A 19,788-nucleotide genomic window follows, 5' to 3' on the forward strand; every position below is an offset into this window, starting at 1 on the left:
TTCCGCGCCACCCGGAAACCGGCCGCCGAAGAATAATGCGCAGGCCACGGAGAAAACCGACTCATCAGAAGGTAAATGACTGGCCGGAAAGGTAAAGCGCAGGCCGAGGCGTTGGGGTGATTTTCCTACCGTCGGCCAAATCTGGGCCAATACCGTCGGAGAGCTACTGCATTGCGCCACGGAAAGGCGTCCACTGGGTGAGGGACGAACCGTTCCCGAAGACCTTGTCCAGCGGACAAGAGGAGCGCACATGAGCGAGATCGCTAAGACCACCGCGGCGAACGCCACCGGCGTCCACCCCATCCCCCAGCCCGAGCCCGCCGCCCACGAGGCGTACTCCTTCGCCTGCATGAAGTGCGGACACGGCTGGGAGCAGGCGTACGACATAGTCCACCAGCTCGACGGCAAGGGCCGGGAGCGGGTCGTCTACTACACGGACGGCGAGCGGGTCCCGTCCCCGCTGACCTGCCCCACCTGCCTGAGCTGCGGCAGCAACGTCGTCCGCATCATGCGCTCCGGACAGGTCTCGATGGTCTCCCACGCGATCGCGAACATGCACCAGCGCCAGCACGGCAGCGAGAAGAGCCACAAGGGCGAGAAGAACGACAAGAACGGGAAGAAGGGGACCCCCGCCGCGGAGCGCACCGGCAGCACCGCCGAGGAGCCCCCGGAGGACGCCAAGCACCACTGGCACCTCTCCGACCTGCTGCACCCCTTCCAGCACCACCGCAGGTGAGCGCCGGCCGCGGCCCTCGTAGGATCGCGGCCATGGCACCGCAGGACAAGAACACCCCGCCCCCGCTGCCCGAACCCCTTCGGGTGGCGGTCGCGGACTCGCACACGCACCTGGACATGCTCCCCCAGCTACCGCTGGGAGGTGCCCCCATGGGCACCGTCGAGGAGGCCCTCGCCAAGGCCGCCTCCGTCGGCGTCACCACCGTCGTCCAGGTCGGCTGCGACCTCAAGGGCTCCCAGTGGGCCGCCGACACGGCCGCCGCCTACGAGAGCGTGCACGCCACCGTCGCCCTGCACCCCAACGAGGCCCCCCGGATCGTCCTCGGCGATCCCGACGGCTGGTCGCGGCAGGGCGCGCGCGGGCCGGGCGGCGACGCCGCGCTGGACGAGGCCCTCGCCGAGATCGACCGGCTCGCCGCCCTGCCCCACGTCCGCGGCGTCGGCGAGACCGGCCTCGACTACTTCCGCACCGGCCCCGACGGCATGGCCGCCCAGGAGCGGTCGTTCCGCGCCCACATCGAGATCGCCAAGCGGCACGACAAGGCCCTGGTCATCCACGACCGCGAGGCCCACGAGGACGTGCTGCGGATCCTGCGCGAGGAAGGCGCACCCGAGCGGACCGTCTTCCACTGCTACTCCGGCGACGCCGAGATGGCCAAGACCTGCGCCGCGGCCGGCTACTTCATGTCCTTCGCCGGCAACGTCACCTTCAAGAACGCCCAGCCGCTGCGCGACGCCCTCGCCGTCGCCCCGCCGGAACTCGTCCTGGTCGAGACCGACGCCCCCTTCCTCACCCCCGCCCCGTACCGCGGACGGGCCAACGCCCCTTACCTCATTCCGGTCACCCTGCGCGCGATGGCCGACGTCAAGGGAATGACCGAGGACACCCTCGCGACGGCCGTCGCGGCCAACACGGCACGCGCCTTCGGGTACTGACCACCGTCCCCGCCGCCGTCACCACGGCGAGCCGGGCGTCCCCCAAAGTGAGCACTTTCCGTACCGGACCGACTTTGGAGAGTGACCGCGGCTCGGCTAGCCTCCGCCCGTCAACCGCATCCGTGGCATGTGGAGCGCGCCGTGAGTCTTCCGCAGAGCAGCAGCCACCGCGCCGCGCGCGGCCGTCGCAGACGCCGCGCCGAACGCCCCGAAACCCTGCGGCGGCTGCTGCCCCGGGCCGCGGTCGTCGCCTTCCTCGCCGGCGGCACCACCGCCTTCATCGCCCACGACAAGGCCGTCCGGCTCAGCGTCGACGGCACCCCCCGCACCCTGCACACCTTCGCCGACGACGTCGAGGACCTGCTGGCCGACGAAGAGCTCGGCATCGGCGACCACGACATCGTCGCGCCCGCCCCCGGCACCGACCTGCACAGCGGCGACGAGATCGTGGTCCGGCACGGCCGGCCGGTCGTGCTCACCATCGACGGGCAGCGCCACCAGGTGTGGACCACCGCCCACACCGTCGCCGGCGCCCTCCACCAGCTCGGGGTGCGCGCCGAGGGCGCCTACCTCTCCACCTCCCGCTCCCGCCGCATCGAACGGCACGGCATGGAACTCGCGGTCCGCACCGAACGCACCGTCGTCTTCGTCGCCGACGGCCGAGAACACCGCGTCCGCACCAACGCCGCCACCGTCCGCGAGGCCCTCGCCGACGCCGGACTGGCCCTGCGCGACCAGGACACCACCTCCGTACCGCCGGACAGCTTCCCGCGCGAGGGCCAGACCATCTCCGTGCTGCGGATCACCGGCGGCAAAGAGGTCCGCGAGGAGCCCGTCCCGTTCCGTACGGTCAAACGGACCGACCCGCAGCTGGCCCGCGGCACCGAGGCCGTCGTCCAGCAGGGACGGCCCGGCGTGCGGCGGGTCACCTACCGGCTGCGCACCGTCAACGGCGTCAGACAAAAACCGAAACGGCTGCACACCGAGCTCGTCCGGCCGCCCCGCCCGCAGATCGTGCACATCGGCACCAAACAGCTGCCGCTCTCCGTACGCGGCGCCGACCACCTCGCCTGGGGCGCACTGGCCCGGTGCGAGGCCGGCGGCCGGCCCGACGCGGTCGACTCCTCCGGCACCTACGGCGGCCTCTACCAGTTCGACGTCGCCACCTGGCACGCCCTCGGCGGCCGCGGCCGCCCCCAGGACGCCCCCGCCGAGGAACAGACCTACCGCGCCAAGAAGCTCTACATCACCCGGGGGGCGAGCCCGTGGCCGGTGTGCGGCCGTAAGCTTCACGGGTGAGCAAGAGTACGACCGACGAGTCCGGCCCGCTTCTGGGTCCCGCCGACATCCGCGAACTGGCCGCCACGCTGGGCGTACGCCCCACCAAGCAGCGCGGCCAGAACTTCGTCATCGACGCCAACACCGTCCGCCGGATCGTGCGGACCGCCGATGTCCGGCCCGACGACGTCGTCGTCGAGATCGGCCCCGGGCTCGGGTCACTGACCCTGGCCCTGCTGGAGGCCGCCGACCGGGTCACCGCCGTCGAGATCGACGACGTCCTGGCGGCCGCGCTGCCGGCCACCGTCGCCGCCCGGCTGCCCGAGCGCGCCGACCGCTTCACGCTGGTGCACCGCGACGCGATGCACGTCACCGAACTCCCCGGCCCCGCGCCCACCGCGCTGGTCGCCAACCTGCCGTACAACGTCGCGGTGCCCGTGCTGCTGCACATGCTCGCCACGTTCCCGTCCATCGACCGCACCCTGGTCATGGTCCAGTCCGAGGTCGCCGACCGGCTCGCCGCCCGCCCCGGCAACAAGGTCTACGGCGTGCCGTCGGTCAAGGCCAACTGGTACGCCGAGGTCAAGCGGGCCGGCGCCATCGGCCGCAACGTCTTCTGGCCCGCGCCCAACGTCGACTCCGGTCTGGTCTCCCTGGTCCGCCGGGAGCGGCCGGTCGCGACCTCCGCGCGCCGGGACGAGGTCTTCGCCGTCGTCGACGCCGCGTTCGCCCAGCGCCGCAAGACGCTGCGGGCCGCGCTCTCCGGCTGGGCCGGCTCGGCCGCCGCGGCCGAGGCCGCGCTGGTCGCCGCGGGCATCTCGCCGCAGGCCCGCGGCGAGGCACTGACGGTCGAGGAATTCGCCCGGATCGCGGAGAACCGGGAGGCAGGCAAGTGACGACGACGGTGACGGTACGGGTCCCCGCGAAGGTCAACGTCCAGCTGGCGGTCGGCGCCGCGCGCCCCGACGGCTTCCACGACCTCGCGAACGTCTTCCTCGCGGTCGGCCTGTACGACGAGGTCACCGCCACCCCCGCGGACACCCTGCGGATCACCGCCGAGGGGCACGACGTCGACCGGATCCCGCTGGACCGGACGAACCTGGCCGCCCGAGCCGCCGAACTCCTCGCCGCCCGCTACGGCCGCAGCCCCGACGTCCACCTCCACATCACCAAGGACATCCCGGTCGCCGGCGGCATGGCCGGCGGCAGCGCCGACGCCGCGGGCGCCCTGCTGGCCTGCGACACCCTCTGGTCCACCGGCGCCTCCCGGGACGAACTCCTCGACATCTGCGCCGAGTTGGGCAGCGACGTACCGTTCAGCCTGGTCGGCGGCGCGGCACTGGGCCGCGGCCGCGGCGAGCTCCTGACCCCCCTCCCCGTCGGCGGCGGCTTCCACTGGGTCTTCGCGGTCGCCGACGGCGGACTGTCCACCCCGGCCGTCTACGGCGAGTTCGACCGTCTGACAGAGGGGACGGACGTACCCGAGCCCGAGGCCGACCCCGCACTGCTCGCCGCCCTCGCGAGCGGCGACGCCACGGCCCTCGCCGCCGCCCTGGCCAACGACCTCCAGCCCGCGGCCCTTTCCCTGCGCCCGTCCCTGTCCGCCACCCTGGCCGCCGGCACCGCCGCCGGCGCCCTGGCCTCCCTGGTCTCCGGCTCGGGCCCGACCACGGCGTTCCTCGTCAAGGACCCGGAGTCGGCCCAGGCCGTGGCCACGGCGCTGCTGGCGTCGGGGACCTGCCGGGCAGTGCGGGTGGCGGACTCACCGGCGGCGGGGGCTACGGTCCTGTAGGGGGGCGGGGCGACGGCCCTCCAGGGGGGGTGGGGATCCCTAGGGGGCGCTCGAACGGATCCCGTAGGGGACGCGAGGCCCCCCTGCGGGGCCACAACGGGTGCGGGGGCGGCGATATTCCCACGGCCGCCGACTGCCCCGACCGCTCAACTGCCCGGCAACGCCGCATCCTTGACGGCACAGACGAAGGACGACCAGGCCGCGGCGGGAAAGACTATCGCCGGCCCGTGCGGGTCCTTGGAGTCACGGACGGGGACGACACCGGGGAGGCCGTCGACCACCTCGACGCAGTCCCCGCCGTCGCCGTTGGTGTAGCTGCTCTTGCGCCAGACGGCGGTGCTCAAGTCAATCCGGTTGCTGGTCATTTCGATAACCTCAGTTGACGAAGTGGTCGAACTCGCCGTTCTTCACGCCGAGGATGAAGGCGGCGAGTTTCTCCGGAGTGGTTCTGACGATCACTTGGGGGTCGTCGCTTTCGCGAAGGAGTATTTCGCCGGAAGCCCTGGCTGTTTCGAGGCACTGCTCGCTGCTCCCGGAAAAGCTCGATTTCTGCCACCTGAGTTCGCTGCTCATGGTCTGTCTCTCACAGTTCTTTTGCGACGTGGTGAATAAAACTTCGCGACTGTTCGGGCGTGAGTGCTGCCTGCTCGGCGAGGTCGAGCAGGGCGCGATAGCGATCGAGGTCAGCGGCTGCGTCAAGGTAGCGGCCGCTGAACGGGGTGTCGATGTGCACGGTATCGAGCTGTCGAACGATGCCACTCGCGTACAACACCGTCTGCGTCACGTCAATGAAATCCTCGCTGGCGAATGGGATGACACGGAGAATGAGGCCCGGCCGCTCAGACATGCACAAGAGGTGTTCGAGCTGTCCGCGCGTAACCTTTCGCCCGCCTACGCGCATGCGCAGCGCTGCCTCGTGCACGATGGCCTCGAAATGCGGTGGTTCATCTCGTTCCAAGATTTTCCGCCGCTTCATGCGATGCTCGACCCGGGCCTGCAGTTCGTCGTCGGGCAGCCGCGGAATTGTGCTGGCGAAAAGGGCGTGTGCGTGCTCCTCGGTCTGGAGGACCCCGGGCAACGTGACGGGTTGTAGGTAACGCAGTCTGGTGGCGTGGTGTTCAAGCTCCGCGATATCGAGGAATCCGGGAGCGAGGATGCCGCGATAGTCGTCCCACCAATGCTGGCCGCGATGCTCGCGTGCCATGGCGCACAGCGCTTCGACGAGGGCCTCATCGTCGCAGGCGTAAAAGACGGCGAGCCGGCGGATGCGGTCCTCGCTGACTCCGACGCGGCCCGCCTCGATGTGACTGATCTTGGCTTGGTCGGTCGAAACCAGGGCCGCTGCCTCTCGGGCGGTCTTGCCCGCCCGTTCACGCAACTTCCGTAGCTCGCCCCCGAGTCGGGCTTGGCGGGCCGTTGGGTTGTCCCTCGGCGGCATGTCACCTTCCCCTATCCGCGCACAGTGTCGCGCCTAACGGTGCCACGGTCCACCCAACCTGATGAACCCTGAGCGACAACCTTGCTACGGGGCATATATGCCCCCTACGGTCCGGGTAGTGCCGCATCGCACGCCGCGGCCTCGCGAAATGCCGCCGCCCGCATGGCCGTTGGACCGCCCAAGGGGCGGTCCATGCGTCAGTGCGCCGAACCGAACGCAGCGCACAGGAAGGTGTAGCCCCATGCCCCTCCACCACCACCCCACCCCCGACGACGTGCACGCGAGTGCCGAGGAGCTGCGTACCGCGCTCAAGGACAACGGCATCGCGCTGCCCTCGCTCGGTGTGGATCTGCCAGGCTTCGCGGGCAGTTACGCCGTCCCGCTCGTCGCCCTCGGTAACTGCAACGCGGTCACCGCGCGCAAGCTCGCCGAGGTTCTCCGCAAGGCGGCCGCGCGGTGAACGCCATGGCGGGATGGCTCCGAACGCTCCTTGAGGCGCTGCTGAGTTGGTTACTTCCAGGGCGGGGCGGTCATCGGGGGAGCAGCGGTACCGGCGTTCTTTGCGGCACGGCCGTCGCGACCACCACCGCCGCCTCGACGGCGGCCCGGGCGCCGCGAAGGCTGGTGCATGTCCGTCGGGTGCCGCCCGGCCTGCTCTTGTTGTGCGGGGAGGACAGCCGCCTCGTCCGGCCGTACGTGCGCGCGCCGGAGGCATGGCGGAGCCCGCCGGTTCACGACGTCAGGCGCCGGGAGCTGGCGGAGCGGGTGCGGATGCTCAACGCATGGTCGTCCGGTGGGTGCGGGCGACGGTGACGCGAGGGCTTGCAGGGCCTACGAAGGCTGACCGGCGGCTGCCGCTGCCAGTACCCCAGCCACCAGCTGTCCCGCCGCCACCGCGGCCCCGTCGCTGGTCGGGACGCAGCGGTCCGTCGTCGGGTCGTAGGCGGTCATGATCACGCCGGCGTGGTCGGTGTCCGGCTCCTGCAGCGTCACCGGGTGGCCCGCGGCGCGCAGCGCCTCGGCCAGGTCGCGGGAGTACCGGGGCGCCACGATCGGGTCGCGGCTGCCGTGGACGAGGTGCACCGGGACGGCCGGGTCCCGGCCCGCGGCGAGGTCGGCCAGCGGGGCGGTCCCGGTGGTGCGGGCCGGCAGGTCGTAGCGACCCGCTACGCCCACCACCGCCCTCGGCCGCCACCCCTCCGCAACCTCGGGCCGCTGCGCGACCCCCAGCGCCGCGCCGGCCCCCGCCGACCAGCCGGCCAGCACGAAGGACTCCCCGTTGCCGCCCAGCCCGCCCGCTTCCTTGCGGGCGAAGGCCAGCGACTCCAGGAGCTGCGACCGGCCGCCGTCCGCGGCGTCCGAGCGCCAGTCCGGTACGAGGACCAGCAGACCGCGCGCCGCCGCGGTGCGCGCCAGGGGTTCGAGGACGTCGCGTTCGTCGGGGCCGATGCCGTGCCAGAGCAGGACGGCCGGTGCCGGGCGCGCCGCCCCCTCCGGGCGGTAGACGTCCAGCTGCTTGCCGCTCGGGCCGTAGACCAGCCCGCGTTCCGTCTCGACTGTCACACCTGTGTCCGAGGTCATGTGGGGACGCTACCCAACGGGGGCTCGGTGGCGCCCGGCAGCCGGCTCCACGGCCAGGGCCACGTACGACCCGCGGCCCTGTGCAAAACTCGGGGCGAGCCGGTGCACCCGCACGGTGTTGAGCCGCGTATCCCGGGAGCACCGCATGGCAGAACCGCATCACCACTGGCCCGGCGGCCAGGTGCATCGACCGAAGACCTACAACGGGTTCGCGGTGGCCTCGCTGGTCCTGTCACTGATGTCCCTGCTGCTGCTCGTCGGCTTCGGCGTCGTCGGCCTGCTCGGGTCGCTCCTCCTCTTCATACCGCCGGCGCTGATCTGCAGCGTGATCGCCGGTGTGCAGACCCTCACAAAGGGCCAGCGCGGCGTGGGCCTCGCGGTCGCCGGTTTTCTCCTCGCCGTGCCGGGCTGGCTGGTCACCGCCGTTCTGCTGTGGTGATCCCGCCGTCTCCGGCCGCGGAGCTCCGTCTCCAGCGCCGACGATCACCAGCGGCACCAGCGGCACCAGCGGCACCAGCGGCACCAGCGGCACCAGCGGCACCAGCCAGGCCAGGGCCGGCAGGCACACCGCGGCCGGCAGGTGGACCAGGCCCACCGTGCGCCGGTCGGCCGGACCCACGAACGTGAGGACGCCGGTTACGACATCGGCCGCGGCCCCTCAGCCGCTTTCCCCGTCGGGGTGCTTCCGGAGGCCGACTACGCTGGGAAGGTCGATCGATGTGAAGCGCATCGTGGGAAGCGCAGGAGTGAGATGGCCGTCAACCTCGTCAATCTGGAAGCCGTCGGCAAGGTCTACGGGACCCGGGCCCTGCTCGACGGTGTTTCCCTCGGCGTCAACGAGGGGGACCGGATCGGCGTCGTCGGGCGCAACGGCGACGGCAAGACGACCCTCATCCGGATCCTGGCCAAGCTGGAGGGCGCCGACGACGGCCGGGTCACGCACTCCGGCGGGCTGCGGCTCGGCGTGCTGTCCCAGCACGACTCGCTCGACCCGGCCGCCACCATCCGGCACGAGGTCATCGGCGACCTCGCCGACCACGAGTGGGCCGGCAACGCCAAGATCCGCGATGTGCTGACCGGCCTCTTCGGTGATCTGCACCTGCCCGGATTCACCCACGGTCTGGACACCGTCATCGGGCCGCTGTCCGGTGGCGAGCGGCGCCGGATCGCGCTCGCCCAACTGCTGATCGCCGAGCAGGACCTGATCGTCCTCGACGAGCCCACCAACCACCTCGACGTCGAGGGCATCTCCTGGCTGGCCCGGCACCTGCAGGCCCGGCGCTCGGCGCTGGTCGTCGTCACCCACGACCGCTGGTTCCTCGACCAGGTCTGCACCCGCATGTGGGACGTGCAGCGCGGTGATGTGCACGAGTACGAGGGCGGCTACAGCGACTACGTCTTCGCCCGCGCCGAGCGGGAGCGGATCGCGGCCAGCGAGGAGGCCAAGCGGCAGAACCTGATGCGCAAGGAGCTGGCGTGGCTGCGCCGCGGCGCCCCGGCCCGTACCAGCAAGCCGCGCTTCCGCATCGAGGCCGCCAACGAGCTGATCGCGGACGTGCCGCCGCCGCGGGACAGCGCCGAGCTGATGAAGTTCGCCAACTCCCGGCTGGGCAAGACCGTCTTCGACCTGGAGGACGTGACCGTCCAGGCCGGCCCGAAGGTGCTGCTCAAGCACCTGACCTGGCAGCTGGGCCCCGGCGACCGGATCGGCCTGGTCGGCGTCAACGGCGCGGGCAAGACCTCGCTGCTGCGGGCGCTGGCGGAGGCGGCCCGTACGGAGGGGGAGACGCAGCCGGTCGCCGGCCGGATCGCCGTCGGCAAGACCGTGAAACTGGCCTACCTCTCGCAGGAGGTCGCCGAACTCGACCCGGACTGGCGGGTGCTGGAGGCCGTCCAGCGGGTCCGGGAACGCGTCGACCTGGGCAAGGGCCGGGAGATGACCGCCGGCCAGCTCTGCGAGAAGTTCGGCTTCACGAAGGAGAAGCAGTGGACGCCGGTCGGCGACCTGTCCGGCGGTGAGCGCCGCCGGCTGCAGATCCTGCGGCTGCTGATGGACGAGCCCAACGTCCTCTTCCTCGACGAGCCCACCAACGACCTGGACATCGAGACGCTGACGCAGCTGGAGGACCTGCTCGACGGCTGGCCCGGCTCGCTGATCGTCATCAGCCACGACCGCTACTTCATCGAGCGCACCACCGACCGGGTCCTCGCGCTGCTCGGCGACGCCACGCTGCGGATGCTGCCGCGTGGCCTGGACGAGTACCTGGAGCGCCGCCAGAAGGTCATCGAGGCCGCCACCCCGGCCCCCGCGCAGCCGGCCGAGGCGCCGAAGAAGTCCGCCGCGATCAACCGCGCGGCCCAGAAGGAGCTCCAGAAGATCGAGCGCCAGCTGGACAAGATCGGCGACAAGGAGGCCAAGCTGCACGCCCAGATCGCCGAACACGCCACCGACTTCGAAAAGGTCGCCGGCCTCGACGCCCAGCTCCGCGAACTGGCCGCCGAACGCGACGAGTTGGAGATGCGCTGGCTGGAGCTGGCGGAGGACGCGTAGGGGGCGGGCCGGGCCGGTCCGGGCTGGGGATGCGGGGCGGGGCGGGCCGGGGGGTTACCTAAGGGATGGGCGAACAGATCCCCTAAGGGTCGTGAGCCCCCCTGCGGGCCCACAACGGAGTGGGGGTGGGAGATATTCCCGCGCCCACGGCGCACGGGCCCCACGGCGCACGGGCCCCACGGCGCACGGGCCTCACGGGGTGCGGGCCCCACGGCGCACGGGCCTCACGGGGTACGGGCCCCACGGCGCACGGGCCTCACGGGGTACGGGCCCCACGGCGCACGGGCCTCACGGGGTACGGGCCCCACGGCGTACGGGCCTCACGGGGTACGGGCCCCACGGCGTACGGGCCTCACGGCGCCCGGGCCCCACGGCGTACGGGCCCCACGGCGCACGGCCCCCACGGCGCGCGGCCCCCACCGCGCAGCGGTGGAGGCCAACGGCTTCCGCCCAACGGCTTCCGCCCAACGGCTTCCGCCCAGCGGACTCAGCTCAACGGCTTGCGGACCTCGCTGCGGATCTTGCCCGCCTGGTCCGCGAACTTCTGCAGGTCGATGGACTGGGGATCCTTCGACAGGTCCGCGGCATCGGTCTCGGCGACGTTCATGGACGTGCTGGAGTCGGCCCCTATGCAGAACGTCAGCGTGACCTTCTGCCCCATCTCCGTGCGCACGTCCACGCCGCAGGTCAGCGGGTCCCCGCCGCCGCTCGGTGTGAACTTCTTCTCCGCCACGGCGACGACCGTCTTCCCGTCGCGCGTCATCCCCTGGATGGCGTGCTCGACGGTCGTCTCCGGGTCGTCTATGGAGCCGTACATCCCCAACATCACCAGGGACTTGGTCCCGCTGGCGTACTGCCCGGCGACCGTCCTCATGCCGTGTTCGTTGGCCCCGTCGTTCGGCACCGAGCCGTCGGCCTGCTGGGAGATGTCCTTGGCGAGCTTGTACTCCCCGCCCGCCAGCGTCTGCGGCACCGTGAGCCGGTACTTCGGCCCGCCGGAACCGCCCGATCCGCCGCCGCGGAGCGCCACGGTCGACGCGATGCTCCCGATCACCAGCACACCGACGATCGCGCCGATGATCCCCCACACCTTTCCGCTCTTGTTGCGGGGCGGGACCGGCGGCGGCACCATTCCGGGCCCGCCGTAACCGGGGTAGCCCTGCGGCGGCACCCCGTAAGGAGGCTGCGGCGGCGCTCCGTACGGCCCCTGCGCGGGGGCGTCGTAGGGTCCCTGCGGCGCGTACGGCCCCGGTGGCGGCGGTATCTGACCACCCGGAACCTGACCACCCGGAACCTGACCGCCCGGAACCTGCTGCGGGTATCCGCCGGGCGGGCCGGCCGGCGGTGTCCCGTAACCCGGCGCGCCCCCGAAGCCGTTGTGCGGCTGCTGCGGTGTACTCATGGCCTTCCTTCGCTCACGTCTCGCCCCACCCCGGCATCGAACCGCGCCGTGTGCACCGCATGGAGCCGGTTGCCCCGTCCCCCGCCTGCTGGCGTCAACTGTGGCACACGGCACCGACACCGGCTCCGGGACCGGCTCCGACACCGGCTCCGGGACCGGCTCCGACACCGGCTCCGGGACCGGCTCCGACACCGGCTCCGGGACCGGCTCCGGGACCGGCCCCGACATCGGCACCGGCACCGGCCCCGGGGCGTTCGTCGCGCAGGCCGGGCACCCGCGGAGCGTCTCGTTCCGGCGGCAATCGGCCCCGAATGGCCGGGATTCCAGCATTCCGGGGGGCTTCTGCCCGGTAGGGGGCGCGCGTCGGCAGTCGAGCGTGTAGCTTCCCGGGGACGAACGGCCCGGCCGGGGCGCGCCGGGGCCGCGCGGAGGAGGGGGTTGCTCTATGGGCGTGCGGCTCATGGTGGTCGACGATCACCGGCTGCTCGCGGAGGCGCTCGCCTCGGCGCTGAAACTGCGCGGGCACCGGGTGCTGGCGGCCGCCGCGCCGAGTGCCGGGGCCGCGGAGCTGGTGGTGAGCCGGGCGCCCGAGGTGTGCCTGCTGGGGACCGCGGCGCCCGCCCAGCCGGGCACTTTCGACCCGGTCGTACGGATCAAGAAGGAGCGGCCGCAGGTGGCGGTGGTGGTGCTGGGGCCGGTGCCCAGCCCGCGCGGGATCGCCGCCGCGTTCGCGGCCGGGGCGTCCGGGTACGTCCGCAACGACGAGCGGATCGAGGGCGTCGAACGGGCCATGATGAAGGCCCGGGCGGGGGAGTCGGCGGTCTCGCCGCAGCTGCTGCAGCAGGCGTTCGAGGAGTTGCTGCACCCGGCGGCGCAGCCGGACGACGAGGGCGCGCGGCTGCTGGAGTTGCTCACCCCGCGCGAGGTCGAGGTCCTGATGCGGGTCGCGGACGGCGAGGACACCCGGCTGATCGCGGCCGGGATGGCCATCGCGCCGAGCACCGCGCGCACGCATGTGCAGCGGGTGCTGATGAAGCTGGAGGTCGGCTCCCGGCTGGAGGCGGCCGCGCTGGCGGCGCGCACCGGGCTGCTGGACCGGGCGGGCCGCGGGCGGCCGGCACGGGCGACGACGGCGGCGGAGACGGAGACGGGGACGGACGAGCCGTCCCCGTCGCAGGGATAGGAGCCGGGGGCCGGCGCCGGTCAGTCCTCGGCGGGCCCGTCGCCGGCCGCGGCCCGGAGTTCCTCGGCCGTGGGCGGCACGGTCGGCCGGAGCTTCAGCCAGACCAGGAAGAACAGGCCGAGGACGAGCATGCCGAGGCCCGTCCAGAGGTTGATGTTGATGTCCTGGGCCTTCTTGAGGTCCGCGTCGGAGGCGGTGATGCCGGCGATCGTGACGATCACGCCGTAGACGACGAACAGGCCGCCGATGATGCGCCGTACGTCGAAGAGCCGGGCGGCGGTCGCCGATTCGCGCTCCAGCTCCTCGACCTCGTGCTGGTAGTCACTCATGGTGGGTCAACTCCGCTGTTCGGGGCCGGTGTTCAGAAGGAGAACGGGACGTAGCAGACGGCGGCCAGGACGACGGCGCCCCAGCCCAGCAGGGCCGGGCGGCGGTACCAGGCGTCGTCGCCCTCGGCGGGCAGCTCCTCCATGCCGGGGGACCGCGTGCCGTAGACCAGTCCGGCCAGGGACTCGGCGGACTTGGGCTTGGTGACCATCGTGACCACGACCATCACCAGCGCGCCGACGACGAACGCGACGATCGACGAGACGAAGTTGGCGCCCTGGTCGGAGGGGATGGTGATGATGCCCTGCTTGTAGAGGCCGAAGTAGTTGACCATGGCGGCGGCGGTGCCGGACAGCAGCCCCCAGAAGCCGGCCGCGGCGCTGGTCCGCTTCCAGAACATGCCGATGATGAACACCACGAACAGCGGGACGTTGAAGAAGGAGAACAGCGTCTGCAGGTAGTTCATGATGTTGCTGAAGGACGAGGCGATGAAGGCGGTGCCCATGCCGATCAGCACGCCGACCGCGGTGACCACCCGGCCCGTCCTGAGGTAGTACGCGTCCTCGCGGCCCTTCTTGAGGTACGCGGCCCAGATGTCGTTGGTGAAGACCGTGTTGAAGGACGACACGTTGGCGGCCATACCGGCCATGAAGGCGGCGAGCAGGCCGGTGACGGCGATGCCGAGGACGCCGTTGGGGAGCAGGTCGCGCATCAGGACCGGGATCGCGTCGTTGTACTGCAGCCCGTCCTTGCTCTTGCCCAGCGTCGGCTCCATGACCAGCGCGATCAGGCCGGGCACGACCACGACCATGGGTATGAAGATCTTCGGGAAGGCGGCGATCAGCGGAGTGCGCCTGGCGGCCGAGAGGTTCTTCGCGGACAGCGCGCGCTGCACCTCGGCGAAGTTGGTGGTCCAGTAGCCGAAGCTCATCACGAAGCCGAGACCGAGGACGATGGTCAGCCAGTTGGCGCCCAGCGGGTTGCCCTCGCCGATGCCGGTGCCCTTCCAGGCGGTCAGGAAGGCGTCACCGTGCGAGGAGGTCAGCGAGTCGGTCAGGCCGTGCCAGCCGCCGACGCGCTTGAGGCCGACGACGGTCAGCGGGATCAGCGCGGCGAGGATGACGAAGAACTGCAGCACCTCGTTGTAGATCGCCGAGGACAGTCCGCCGATGGTGATGTACGCGAGCACGAAGAAACCGGCGACGACGATCGCCACCCACTGCGGCCAGCCGAGCAGCGCCTGCAGCACGATCGCCATCGCGTAGAGGTTGACGCCCGCGATGAGCACGGACGAGACGGCGAAGATGACGGACGACAGCAGGTGCGAGGACGGGCCGAAGCGGTGCAGCAGGAATTCCGGCACCGAGCGCACCTTGGAGCCGTAGTAGAACGGCATCATCACCAGGCCGAGGAAGACCATCGCCGGGATGGCGCCGATCCAGTACCAGTGGACGGTGTAGGCGCCGTACTGCGCGCCGTTGGCGGCCATCCCGAGGATCTCGGTGGCGCCCAGGTTGGCGGCGACGAACGCCAGGCCGGTGACCCAGGCGGGCAGGGACCGCCCGGAGAGGAAGAAGTCCAGGCTCGTCCTCACGCTGCGCCTGGCCGCGAAGCCGATGCCGAGGACGACGACGAAGTAGAGGGCCAGGATCGTGTAGTCCAGCCCGTTGGTGGGCAGCCGTAGCCCTTCGGCCAAATTGATCATGTCGTAGCTCGCTTCTTTGCGTGCGGGCGGTGCGGGCGGTCGGAACGCACAGAAAGCTACGCGCGGGCGGTCAGAAACTGAACACTTTTGTTCGTTTCAGTTGTTGGATCGTGATGAGGAAGCGGCATATGCCCGGTCTGGCGCACCGCTGCCCCCGTGGGTGCGACGGCTTGACCCGGCGTTGACGCAACTGTTTAGTTGTGCTTCATTGTGTTTGTTTGTGTTTGGTCGGTGAGGTGAGGAGCCCCCGGGGTGAAGAAGACGACGACGCGGCTCGCGGACGGCCGGGAGCTGATCTACTACGACTCGCGCGACGACGTCGTCCGCGACGCCGTCGACCGGCGCCCCCTCGACCCGGTCGCCACCGCCGCCGAGATCCGCACCGACCGCCTCCTCGGTGACCACGTCGCCATCGCCTCGCACCGCCAGGCCCGCACCTACCACCCGCCGGCCGACGAATGCCCGCTGTGCCCCTCCCGTGGGGGCCGGCAATCCGAGATCCCCGCCGCCGACTACGACGTCGCCGTCTTCGAGAACCGCTTCCCCTCCCTCGCCGGGGACCGCGGCCGCTGCGAGGTCGTCTGCTTCACCCCCGACCACGACGCCTCGTTCGCCGACCTCACCGAGGACCAGGCCGCCCTGGTCCTCGCCGCCTGGACCGACCGCACCGCCGAACTCTCCCAACTCCCCGGCGTCGAGCAGGTCTTCTGCTTCGAGAACCGCGGCGCGGAGATCGGCGTCACCCTCGGCCACCCGCACGGCCAGATCTACGCCTACCCCTTCGTCACCCCCCGCACCGCACGCATGCTGGCCTCGCTCGCCGCCCACCGCCGGGCCACCGGCCGCAACCTCTTCGACGACGTCCTCGACGACGAACGCACCGACGGCCGCCGCATCGTCCTCGACGGCGACCACTGGACGGCCTTCGTCCCGTACGCCGCCCACTGGCCCTACGAGGTGCACCTCTACCCCAAGCGCCGGGCCCCCGACCTGCTCGCCCTCGACGACGCCGCCCGCGCCGAATTCCCGCGGCTCTACCTGGAGCTCCTGCGGCGCTTCGACCGGATCTTCGACACCGGCGCCGGCGCCCCTCCGACCCCCTACATCGCCGCCTGGCACCAGGCGCCGCACCGCACCGCACAGCGCGCGGACTTCGCCCTCCACCTTGAGCTTTTCACCATTCGCCGGACTTCCGGCAAGCTGAAGTTCCTCGCGGGTTCCGAATCCGGCATGAACGTGTTCATCAACGACGTGCCGCCGGAAGCCGCGGCCGAGCGACTGCGAGAGGTAGCGAGCAAGCCATGAGCAAGTACCTGGTGACGGGCGGGGCGGGTTATGTCGGAAGTGTGGTGGCCCAGCACCTGCTGGAGGCCGGCCACACCGTGACCGTGCTCGACAACCTCTCCACCGGCTTCCGGGCCGGCGTCCCCGCCGGCGCCGACTTCATCGAGGGCGACATCCGCGACGCCGGCAAGTGGCTGGACCCCTCCTACGAGGCGGTCCTGCACTTCGCCGCGTTCTCCCAGGTCGGCGAGTCCGTCGTCAAGCCCGAGAAGTACTGGGACAACAACGTCGGCGGCACCATGGCACTGCTGGCCGCGATGCGTACCGCGGGCGTACGCAAGCTGGTCTTCTCCTCCACCGCCGCCACCTACGGCGAGCCGGTGAACACCCCCATCACCGAGACCGACCCGACCGCCCCCACCTCCCCCTACGGCGCCAGCAAGCTCGCCGTCGACCACATGATCAGCGGCGAGGCCACCGCCCACGGCCTGGCCGCGGTCTCCCTGCGCTACTTCAACGTCGCCGGCGCCTACGGCAGCTGCGGCGAGCGCCACGACCCCGAATCGCACCTCATCCCGCTCGTCCTCCAGGTCGCCCAGGGCCGGCGCGAGGCGATCTCCGTCTTCGGCGACGACTACCCCACCCCCGACGGCACCTGCGTCCGCGACTACATCCACGTCGCCGACCTGGCCGAGGCCCACCTGCTGGCCCTGGGCGCTGCCACCGCCGGCGAGCACCTGATCTGCAACCTCGGCAACGGCAACGGCTTCTCCGTCCGCGAGGTCATCGAGACCGTCCGCAAGGTCACCGGCCACCCCATCCCCGAGGTCACCGCCCCGCGCCGCGGTGGTGACCCGGCCGTCCTGGTGGCCTCCGCCAAGACCGCCGCCGACCGCCTCGGCTGGCAGCCCCGCCGCGCCGACCTCGCGGGCATCGTCGCCGACGCCTGGGCGTTCGCACAGAGCCTCGACCACACCAGCTAGCCGCACCGGACGAAGGAGTCCTGATGGCAGGTCACCGAGCCGCCACCCCGACCACCGGGCGCCCGCACGGCGCCCGGCACACCGCGGACCGCTTCACCGCGGTGTACGGCGCCGCCCCCACGGGTATCTGGGCGGCGCCCGGCCGGGTCAACCTGATCGGTGAACACACCGACTACAACGACGGCTTCGTACTGCCGCTGGCACTCCCGCACACCACCCTCGCCGCCGCCGCACCCCGCACCGACGGGGTGCTGCGGCTGCACTCCGGCGACGCCGAAGGCGGCATCGTCGAACTCCGCACCGACACCCTGCGCCCCGCCGCCCAGGGAGGCTGGGCCGCCTACCCGGCCGGGATCGTGTGGGCCATGCGGGAGGCCGGACTGCCCGTCGGCGGCGCGGACCTGCACTACGACAGCACCGTGCCCACCGGCGCCGGACTGTCCTCCTCCGCCGCCCTGGAGATCGCCACCGCCCTCGCCCTCAACGACCTCTACGCCCTCGACCTGGACCCCCGGCGGCTGGCCCGGATCGCCCAGCGGGCCGAGAACGCCTTCGTCGGCGTGCCCTGCGGGATCATGGACCAGACCGCCGCGGCCTGCTGCACCGAAGGCCATGCGCTGTTCCTCGACACCCGCGACCTGACCCACCGCCAGGTGCCGTTCGACCTCGCGGGGGAGGGGCTGCGGCTGCTGGTCGTCGACACCCGCGTGAAGCACGAGCTGGGCGACGGCGCGTACGCGGAGCGGCGCGCCGGCTGCGAGCGCGGTGCGCGGGCGCTCGGGGTACGGGCCCTGCGCGACGTGTCCTGCGCACATCTCCCCGAGGCCCTCACCCAGCTCGCCGACGACCCCGGCGCCCAGGCCCTGGTCCGCCACATCGTCACCGAGAACCAGCGGGTCGAAGACGTCATCGCCTGCCTGGACGCCGGCCGCACCCGCGCCATCGGCCCGCTGCTGACCGCCGGCCACGCCTCGCTCCGCGACGACTTCGCGATCTCCTGCCCGGAACTCGACCTCGCCGTCGACACCGCCCTCGCCGCGGGCGCCCTCGGGGCCCGGATGACCGGCGGCGGCTTCGGCGGCTCGGCGATCGTCCTCGTCGACGAACCGGCCGCCACCGACGTCGGCACGGCGATCACCGCGGCCTTCGCGGCCGCCGGCCACCTCGAACCGCGGATCTTCGCAGCCGTGCCCAGCGCCGGAGCACACCGGCTCCAGTAGGGCGCGACCGGCGGCGTGCGGCCATCGGAGCGTCGCCAAATGGACGGGGGGCGGCAGCAGTTTGGCCATTCACCTTCCCTCGCCGCGGCCCGTCCGTACTCTGAGATCCTGCACCGGTGGGGGCCGGTGCTGATCAGGGGGCGAGACCGTTCGGGTACGGCGCCTGGGGTGGGGGTAGTCATGTCGGCACGGCGGCGGCCGTGCGACCGAGGCGATCTTCAATCCGGGCGTCGTGCCCGCTATGGTCCGTTCACCGAGACAGGGGGTCTCTGTGCAACGCATCCGGGTTCTGGTGGTCGACGACCACCGCATCTTCGCCGAATCCCTGGCAGCCGCGCTCGCCGCGGAGCAGGACGTGGACGTCGCGGCCGCGGGCAGCGCCCCGGCCGCCCTGCGCAACCTCGACCGGGCGGTCACCGACGGCCGCCGCTTCGACGTGCTGCTCGCCGACGCCGACCTGGCCGCGCCGCTGCTCGCGGTGCCGGCACAGGGCGCGGCCCGCGAGCAGGTCGTCCCGCGCAGCTGCCCACGGGACGGCATCGCGCTGGTCTCCGGCCTGCGCACCAGCCACCCGTACCTGCGTACGGTCGTCGTCGCCGACCGCGACGACCCGCGCCGGGCGGCCGCCGCCCTGCAGGCCGGCGCGTCCGGCTGGGTCGCCAAGGACTGCTCGCTGTCCCGGCTGCTCGCCGTGATCCGCGGCGTGCTGCGTGACGAAACACATCTGCCGCCGGCGCTGCTCACCGGTGTGCTGCGCGAGCTGACGGCCGCCCGCAAACACCGTTCGGAGAGCGAGCGGCTGGTCGAGTCGCTCACCCCGCGCGAACGCGAGGTGCTCCGCTGCATGGTGGCCGGCCTGGGCCGCAAGGCCGTCGCCGAGCGGCTGTTCCTCTCCCCGCACACCGTCCGCACACACATGCAGAACGTCCTCGGCAAACTGGGCGTCCACTCAACCCTCGCCGCGGTGGCGCTGGCGCGCCGGGCGGGCGTAGGACCGGTCGAACTGGAGGCGGCTACGGCCGTGCCGTAGGGGGTTCTGCCCACGTAGCTGGCTGTCCCGCCGCGGGGGTTGCTCGTCGTTGTGCGTTTTGCGGCGCCGCGTACGTAGCTGTCTTTCCCGCCGCGGGGCTTGGTCGCCGTTGTGTGCTTTGCGGCGCCGCGCACGTACTTGGCTGTCCCGCCGCGGGTCGTCTGGCCGTTGCGCCTGCGGCGGGCTGGGTTTGTGGTGGGTGCGGTGACTGGCCTGCGGGGCCTGGTGTGTGGACTGCTGACGCTTTACGTCCACACACCAGGCCCCTCCGGCCCGTCCCCACCCGGTGGGGGAGTGTGCGGGTGTGTGGGGGCGCGCGGCGGGGCGCGAGCAGATCGGTAGT

Annotated in this window: 20 protein-coding genes; 13 read left to right on the plus strand and 7 right to left on the minus strand. The window is 71.9% G+C overall.

Going from position 1 to position 19,788, the window contains the following annotated elements; genetic code table 11:
• Window positions 1-250 precede the first annotated feature (250 nt).
• The 5 genes from AB0E02_RS17250 (at window position 251) to AB0E02_RS17270 (ending at window position 4,741) form a co-directional block, all read left to right on the plus strand.
• The gene (locus AB0E02_RS17250) at window positions 251-736 is read left to right on the plus strand and encodes a hypothetical protein (RefSeq protein WP_362139997.1); all 486 of its coding nucleotides are present in this window, start codon (window positions 251-253) and stop codon (window positions 734-736) included.
• Window positions 737-768: 32 nt separating this feature from the next.
• On the plus strand, window positions 769-1,671 hold the full coding sequence (locus tag AB0E02_RS17255) for a TatD family hydrolase (RefSeq protein ID WP_362140000.1): 903 nt from the start codon (window positions 769-771) through the stop codon (window positions 1,669-1,671).
• 141 nt (window positions 1,672-1,812) lie between these two features.
• The gene (locus AB0E02_RS17260) at window positions 1,813-2,970 is read left to right on the plus strand and encodes a ubiquitin-like domain-containing protein (RefSeq protein WP_362140002.1); all 1,158 of its coding nucleotides are present in this window, start codon (window positions 1,813-1,815) and stop codon (window positions 2,968-2,970) included.
• Window positions 2,967-3,845, plus strand: a complete 879-nt coding sequence (rsmA, locus tag AB0E02_RS17265) for a 16S rRNA (adenine(1518)-N(6)/adenine(1519)-N(6))-dimethyltransferase RsmA (protein ID WP_362140005.1) — start codon at window positions 2,967-2,969, stop codon at window positions 3,843-3,845. The genes AB0E02_RS17260 and rsmA overlap by 4 nt, the downstream gene beginning before the upstream one ends.
• Window positions 3,842-4,741, plus strand: a complete 900-nt coding sequence (locus tag AB0E02_RS17270; RefSeq protein ID WP_362140007.1) for a 4-(cytidine 5'-diphospho)-2-C-methyl-D-erythritol kinase — start codon at window positions 3,842-3,844, stop codon at window positions 4,739-4,741. Before rsmA ends, AB0E02_RS17270 begins: the two co-directional genes overlap by 4 nt.
• 146 nt (window positions 4,742-4,887) lie before the next feature.
• On the opposite strand, the gene AB0E02_RS17275 is transcribed toward AB0E02_RS17270, so the two are convergent.
• The 3 genes from AB0E02_RS17275 to AB0E02_RS17285 are packed head-to-tail and all read right to left on the minus strand — an operon-like array spanning window position 4,888 to window position 6,179.
• The gene (locus AB0E02_RS17275; protein WP_362140010.1) at window positions 4,888-5,106 is read right to left on the minus strand and encodes a DUF397 domain-containing protein; all 219 of its coding nucleotides are present in this window, start codon (window positions 5,104-5,106) and stop codon (window positions 4,888-4,890) included.
• A gap of 10 nt (window positions 5,107-5,116) precedes the next feature.
• Window positions 5,117-5,314, minus strand: a complete 198-nt coding sequence (locus AB0E02_RS17280) for a DUF397 domain-containing protein (protein ID WP_362140013.1) — start codon at window positions 5,312-5,314, stop codon at window positions 5,117-5,119.
• Window positions 5,315-5,324: 10 nt separating this feature from the next.
• The gene (locus tag AB0E02_RS17285; protein ID WP_362140015.1) at window positions 5,325-6,179 is read right to left on the minus strand and encodes a helix-turn-helix transcriptional regulator; all 855 of its coding nucleotides are present in this window, start codon (window positions 6,177-6,179) and stop codon (window positions 5,325-5,327) included.
• 241 nt (window positions 6,180-6,420) lie between these two features.
• Between AB0E02_RS17285 and AB0E02_RS17290 the strand changes: the two genes are divergently transcribed.
• Window positions 6,421-6,639: a hypothetical protein gene (locus tag AB0E02_RS17290; RefSeq protein ID WP_362140017.1), complete on the plus strand. Its 219-nt coding sequence runs from the start codon at window positions 6,421-6,423 to the stop codon at window positions 6,637-6,639.
• 371 nt (window positions 6,640-7,010) lie between these two features.
• Here AB0E02_RS17290 and AB0E02_RS17295 read toward each other — a convergent pair whose 3' ends face one another.
• Window positions 7,011-7,760: an alpha/beta hydrolase gene (locus AB0E02_RS17295; protein ID WP_362140020.1), complete on the minus strand. Its 750-nt coding sequence runs from the start codon at window positions 7,758-7,760 to the stop codon at window positions 7,011-7,013.
• Between the two features lie 145 nt (window positions 7,761-7,905).
• Between AB0E02_RS17295 and AB0E02_RS17300 the strand changes: the two genes are divergently transcribed.
• Entirely contained in the window at window positions 7,906-8,199 is a 294-nt protein-coding gene (locus tag AB0E02_RS17300; RefSeq protein WP_362140022.1) for a hypothetical protein, read from the plus strand.
• A gap of 312 nt (window positions 8,200-8,511) precedes the next feature.
• Window positions 8,512-10,311: an ABC-F family ATP-binding cassette domain-containing protein gene (locus AB0E02_RS17305; RefSeq protein ID WP_362140025.1), complete on the plus strand. Its 1,800-nt coding sequence runs from the start codon at window positions 8,512-8,514 to the stop codon at window positions 10,309-10,311.
• Window positions 10,312-10,798: 487 nt separating this feature from the next.
• Here the strand turns inward: AB0E02_RS17305 and AB0E02_RS17310 are convergent, their stop codons facing one another.
• The gene (locus tag AB0E02_RS17310) at window positions 10,799-11,713 is read right to left on the minus strand and encodes a hypothetical protein (RefSeq protein WP_362140027.1); all 915 of its coding nucleotides are present in this window, start codon (window positions 11,711-11,713) and stop codon (window positions 10,799-10,801) included.
• A gap of 445 nt (window positions 11,714-12,158) precedes the next feature.
• Between AB0E02_RS17310 and AB0E02_RS17315 the strand changes: the two genes are divergently transcribed.
• Window positions 12,159-12,896 (plus strand): LuxR C-terminal-related transcriptional regulator, encoded by a 738-nt coding sequence (locus AB0E02_RS17315; protein WP_362140030.1) that lies wholly within the window; start codon window positions 12,159-12,161, stop codon window positions 12,894-12,896.
• 20 nt (window positions 12,897-12,916) lie between these two features.
• Here AB0E02_RS17315 and AB0E02_RS17320 read toward each other — a convergent pair whose 3' ends face one another.
• Window positions 12,917-13,225 (minus strand): hypothetical protein, encoded by a 309-nt coding sequence (locus AB0E02_RS17320; protein WP_362140032.1) that lies wholly within the window; start codon window positions 13,223-13,225, stop codon window positions 12,917-12,919.
• Between the two features lie 32 nt (window positions 13,226-13,257).
• Window positions 13,258-14,928: a sodium:solute symporter family protein gene (locus tag AB0E02_RS17325; RefSeq protein WP_362140035.1), complete on the minus strand. Its 1,671-nt coding sequence runs from the start codon at window positions 14,926-14,928 to the stop codon at window positions 13,258-13,260.
• Between the two features lie 252 nt (window positions 14,929-15,180).
• Here AB0E02_RS17325 and galT point away from each other — a divergent pair, with 252 nt between their 5' ends.
• From galT to AB0E02_RS17345, 4 genes are all read left to right on the plus strand, one after another.
• The gene (gene galT, locus AB0E02_RS17330; RefSeq protein WP_362140038.1) at window positions 15,181-16,233 is read left to right on the plus strand and encodes a galactose-1-phosphate uridylyltransferase; all 1,053 of its coding nucleotides are present in this window, start codon (window positions 15,181-15,183) and stop codon (window positions 16,231-16,233) included.
• The gene (gene galE, locus AB0E02_RS17335) at window positions 16,230-17,195 is read left to right on the plus strand and encodes a UDP-glucose 4-epimerase GalE (RefSeq protein ID WP_362140041.1); all 966 of its coding nucleotides are present in this window, start codon (window positions 16,230-16,232) and stop codon (window positions 17,193-17,195) included. The genes galT and galE overlap by 4 nt, the downstream gene beginning before the upstream one ends.
• 23 nt (window positions 17,196-17,218) lie before the next feature.
• Window positions 17,219-18,415 (plus strand): galactokinase, encoded by a 1,197-nt coding sequence (galK, locus tag AB0E02_RS17340; protein WP_362140043.1) that lies wholly within the window; start codon window positions 17,219-17,221, stop codon window positions 18,413-18,415.
• A 271-nt stretch (window positions 18,416-18,686) separates the two neighbouring features.
• Complete coding sequence (locus AB0E02_RS17345) at window positions 18,687-19,445, plus strand: response regulator transcription factor (RefSeq protein ID WP_362140045.1); 759 nt, start codon at window positions 18,687-18,689, stop codon at window positions 19,443-19,445.
• Window positions 19,446-19,788 lie beyond the last annotated feature (343 nt).

Origin of the sequence: Streptomyces sp. NPDC048196 (genome assembly GCF_040652715.1) — a bacterium.
In the GTDB taxonomy this organism is placed as follows: domain Bacteria; phylum Actinomycetota; class Actinomycetes; order Streptomycetales; family Streptomycetaceae; genus Streptomyces; species Streptomyces siderophoricus.

Bases quoted from the DNA above. Each gene is read 5' to 3' on its own strand.
- AB0E02_RS17250 (WP_362139997.1), top strand. From the start codon at position 251: ATGAGCGAGATCGCTAAGACCACCGCGGCGAACGCCACCGGCGTCCAC.
- AB0E02_RS17255 (WP_362140000.1), top strand. From the start codon at position 769: ATGGCACCGCAGGACAAGAACACCCCGCCCCCGCTGCCCGAACCCCTT.
- AB0E02_RS17275 (WP_362140010.1), bottom strand. From the start codon at position 5,106: ATGACCAGCAACCGGATTGACTTGAGCACCGCCGTCTGGCGCAAGAGC.
- AB0E02_RS17280 (WP_362140013.1), bottom strand. From the start codon at position 5,314: ATGAGCAGCGAACTCAGGTGGCAGAAATCGAGCTTTTCCGGGAGCAGC.
- AB0E02_RS17285 (WP_362140015.1), bottom strand. From the start codon at position 6,179: ATGCCGCCGAGGGACAACCCAACGGCCCGCCAAGCCCGACTCGGGGGC.
- AB0E02_RS17290 (WP_362140017.1), top strand. From the start codon at position 6,421: ATGCCCCTCCACCACCACCCCACCCCCGACGACGTGCACGCGAGTGCC.
- AB0E02_RS17295 (WP_362140020.1), bottom strand. From the start codon at position 7,760: ATGACCTCGGACACAGGTGTGACAGTCGAGACGGAACGCGGGCTGGTC.
- AB0E02_RS17300 (WP_362140022.1), top strand. From the start codon at position 7,906: ATGGCAGAACCGCATCACCACTGGCCCGGCGGCCAGGTGCATCGACCG.
- AB0E02_RS17305 (WP_362140025.1), top strand. From the start codon at position 8,512: ATGGCCGTCAACCTCGTCAATCTGGAAGCCGTCGGCAAGGTCTACGGG.
- AB0E02_RS17310 (WP_362140027.1), bottom strand. From the start codon at position 11,713: ATGAGTACACCGCAGCAGCCGCACAACGGCTTCGGGGGCGCGCCGGGT.
- AB0E02_RS17315 (WP_362140030.1), top strand. From the start codon at position 12,159: ATGGGCGTGCGGCTCATGGTGGTCGACGATCACCGGCTGCTCGCGGAG.
- AB0E02_RS17320 (WP_362140032.1), bottom strand. From the start codon at position 13,225: ATGAGTGACTACCAGCACGAGGTCGAGGAGCTGGAGCGCGAATCGGCG.
- AB0E02_RS17325 (WP_362140035.1), bottom strand. From the start codon at position 14,928: ATGATCAATTTGGCCGAAGGGCTACGGCTGCCCACCAACGGGCTGGAC.
- galE (WP_362140041.1), top strand. From the start codon at position 16,230: ATGAGCAAGTACCTGGTGACGGGCGGGGCGGGTTATGTCGGAAGTGTG.
- galK (WP_362140043.1), top strand. From the start codon at position 17,219: ATGGCAGGTCACCGAGCCGCCACCCCGACCACCGGGCGCCCGCACGGC.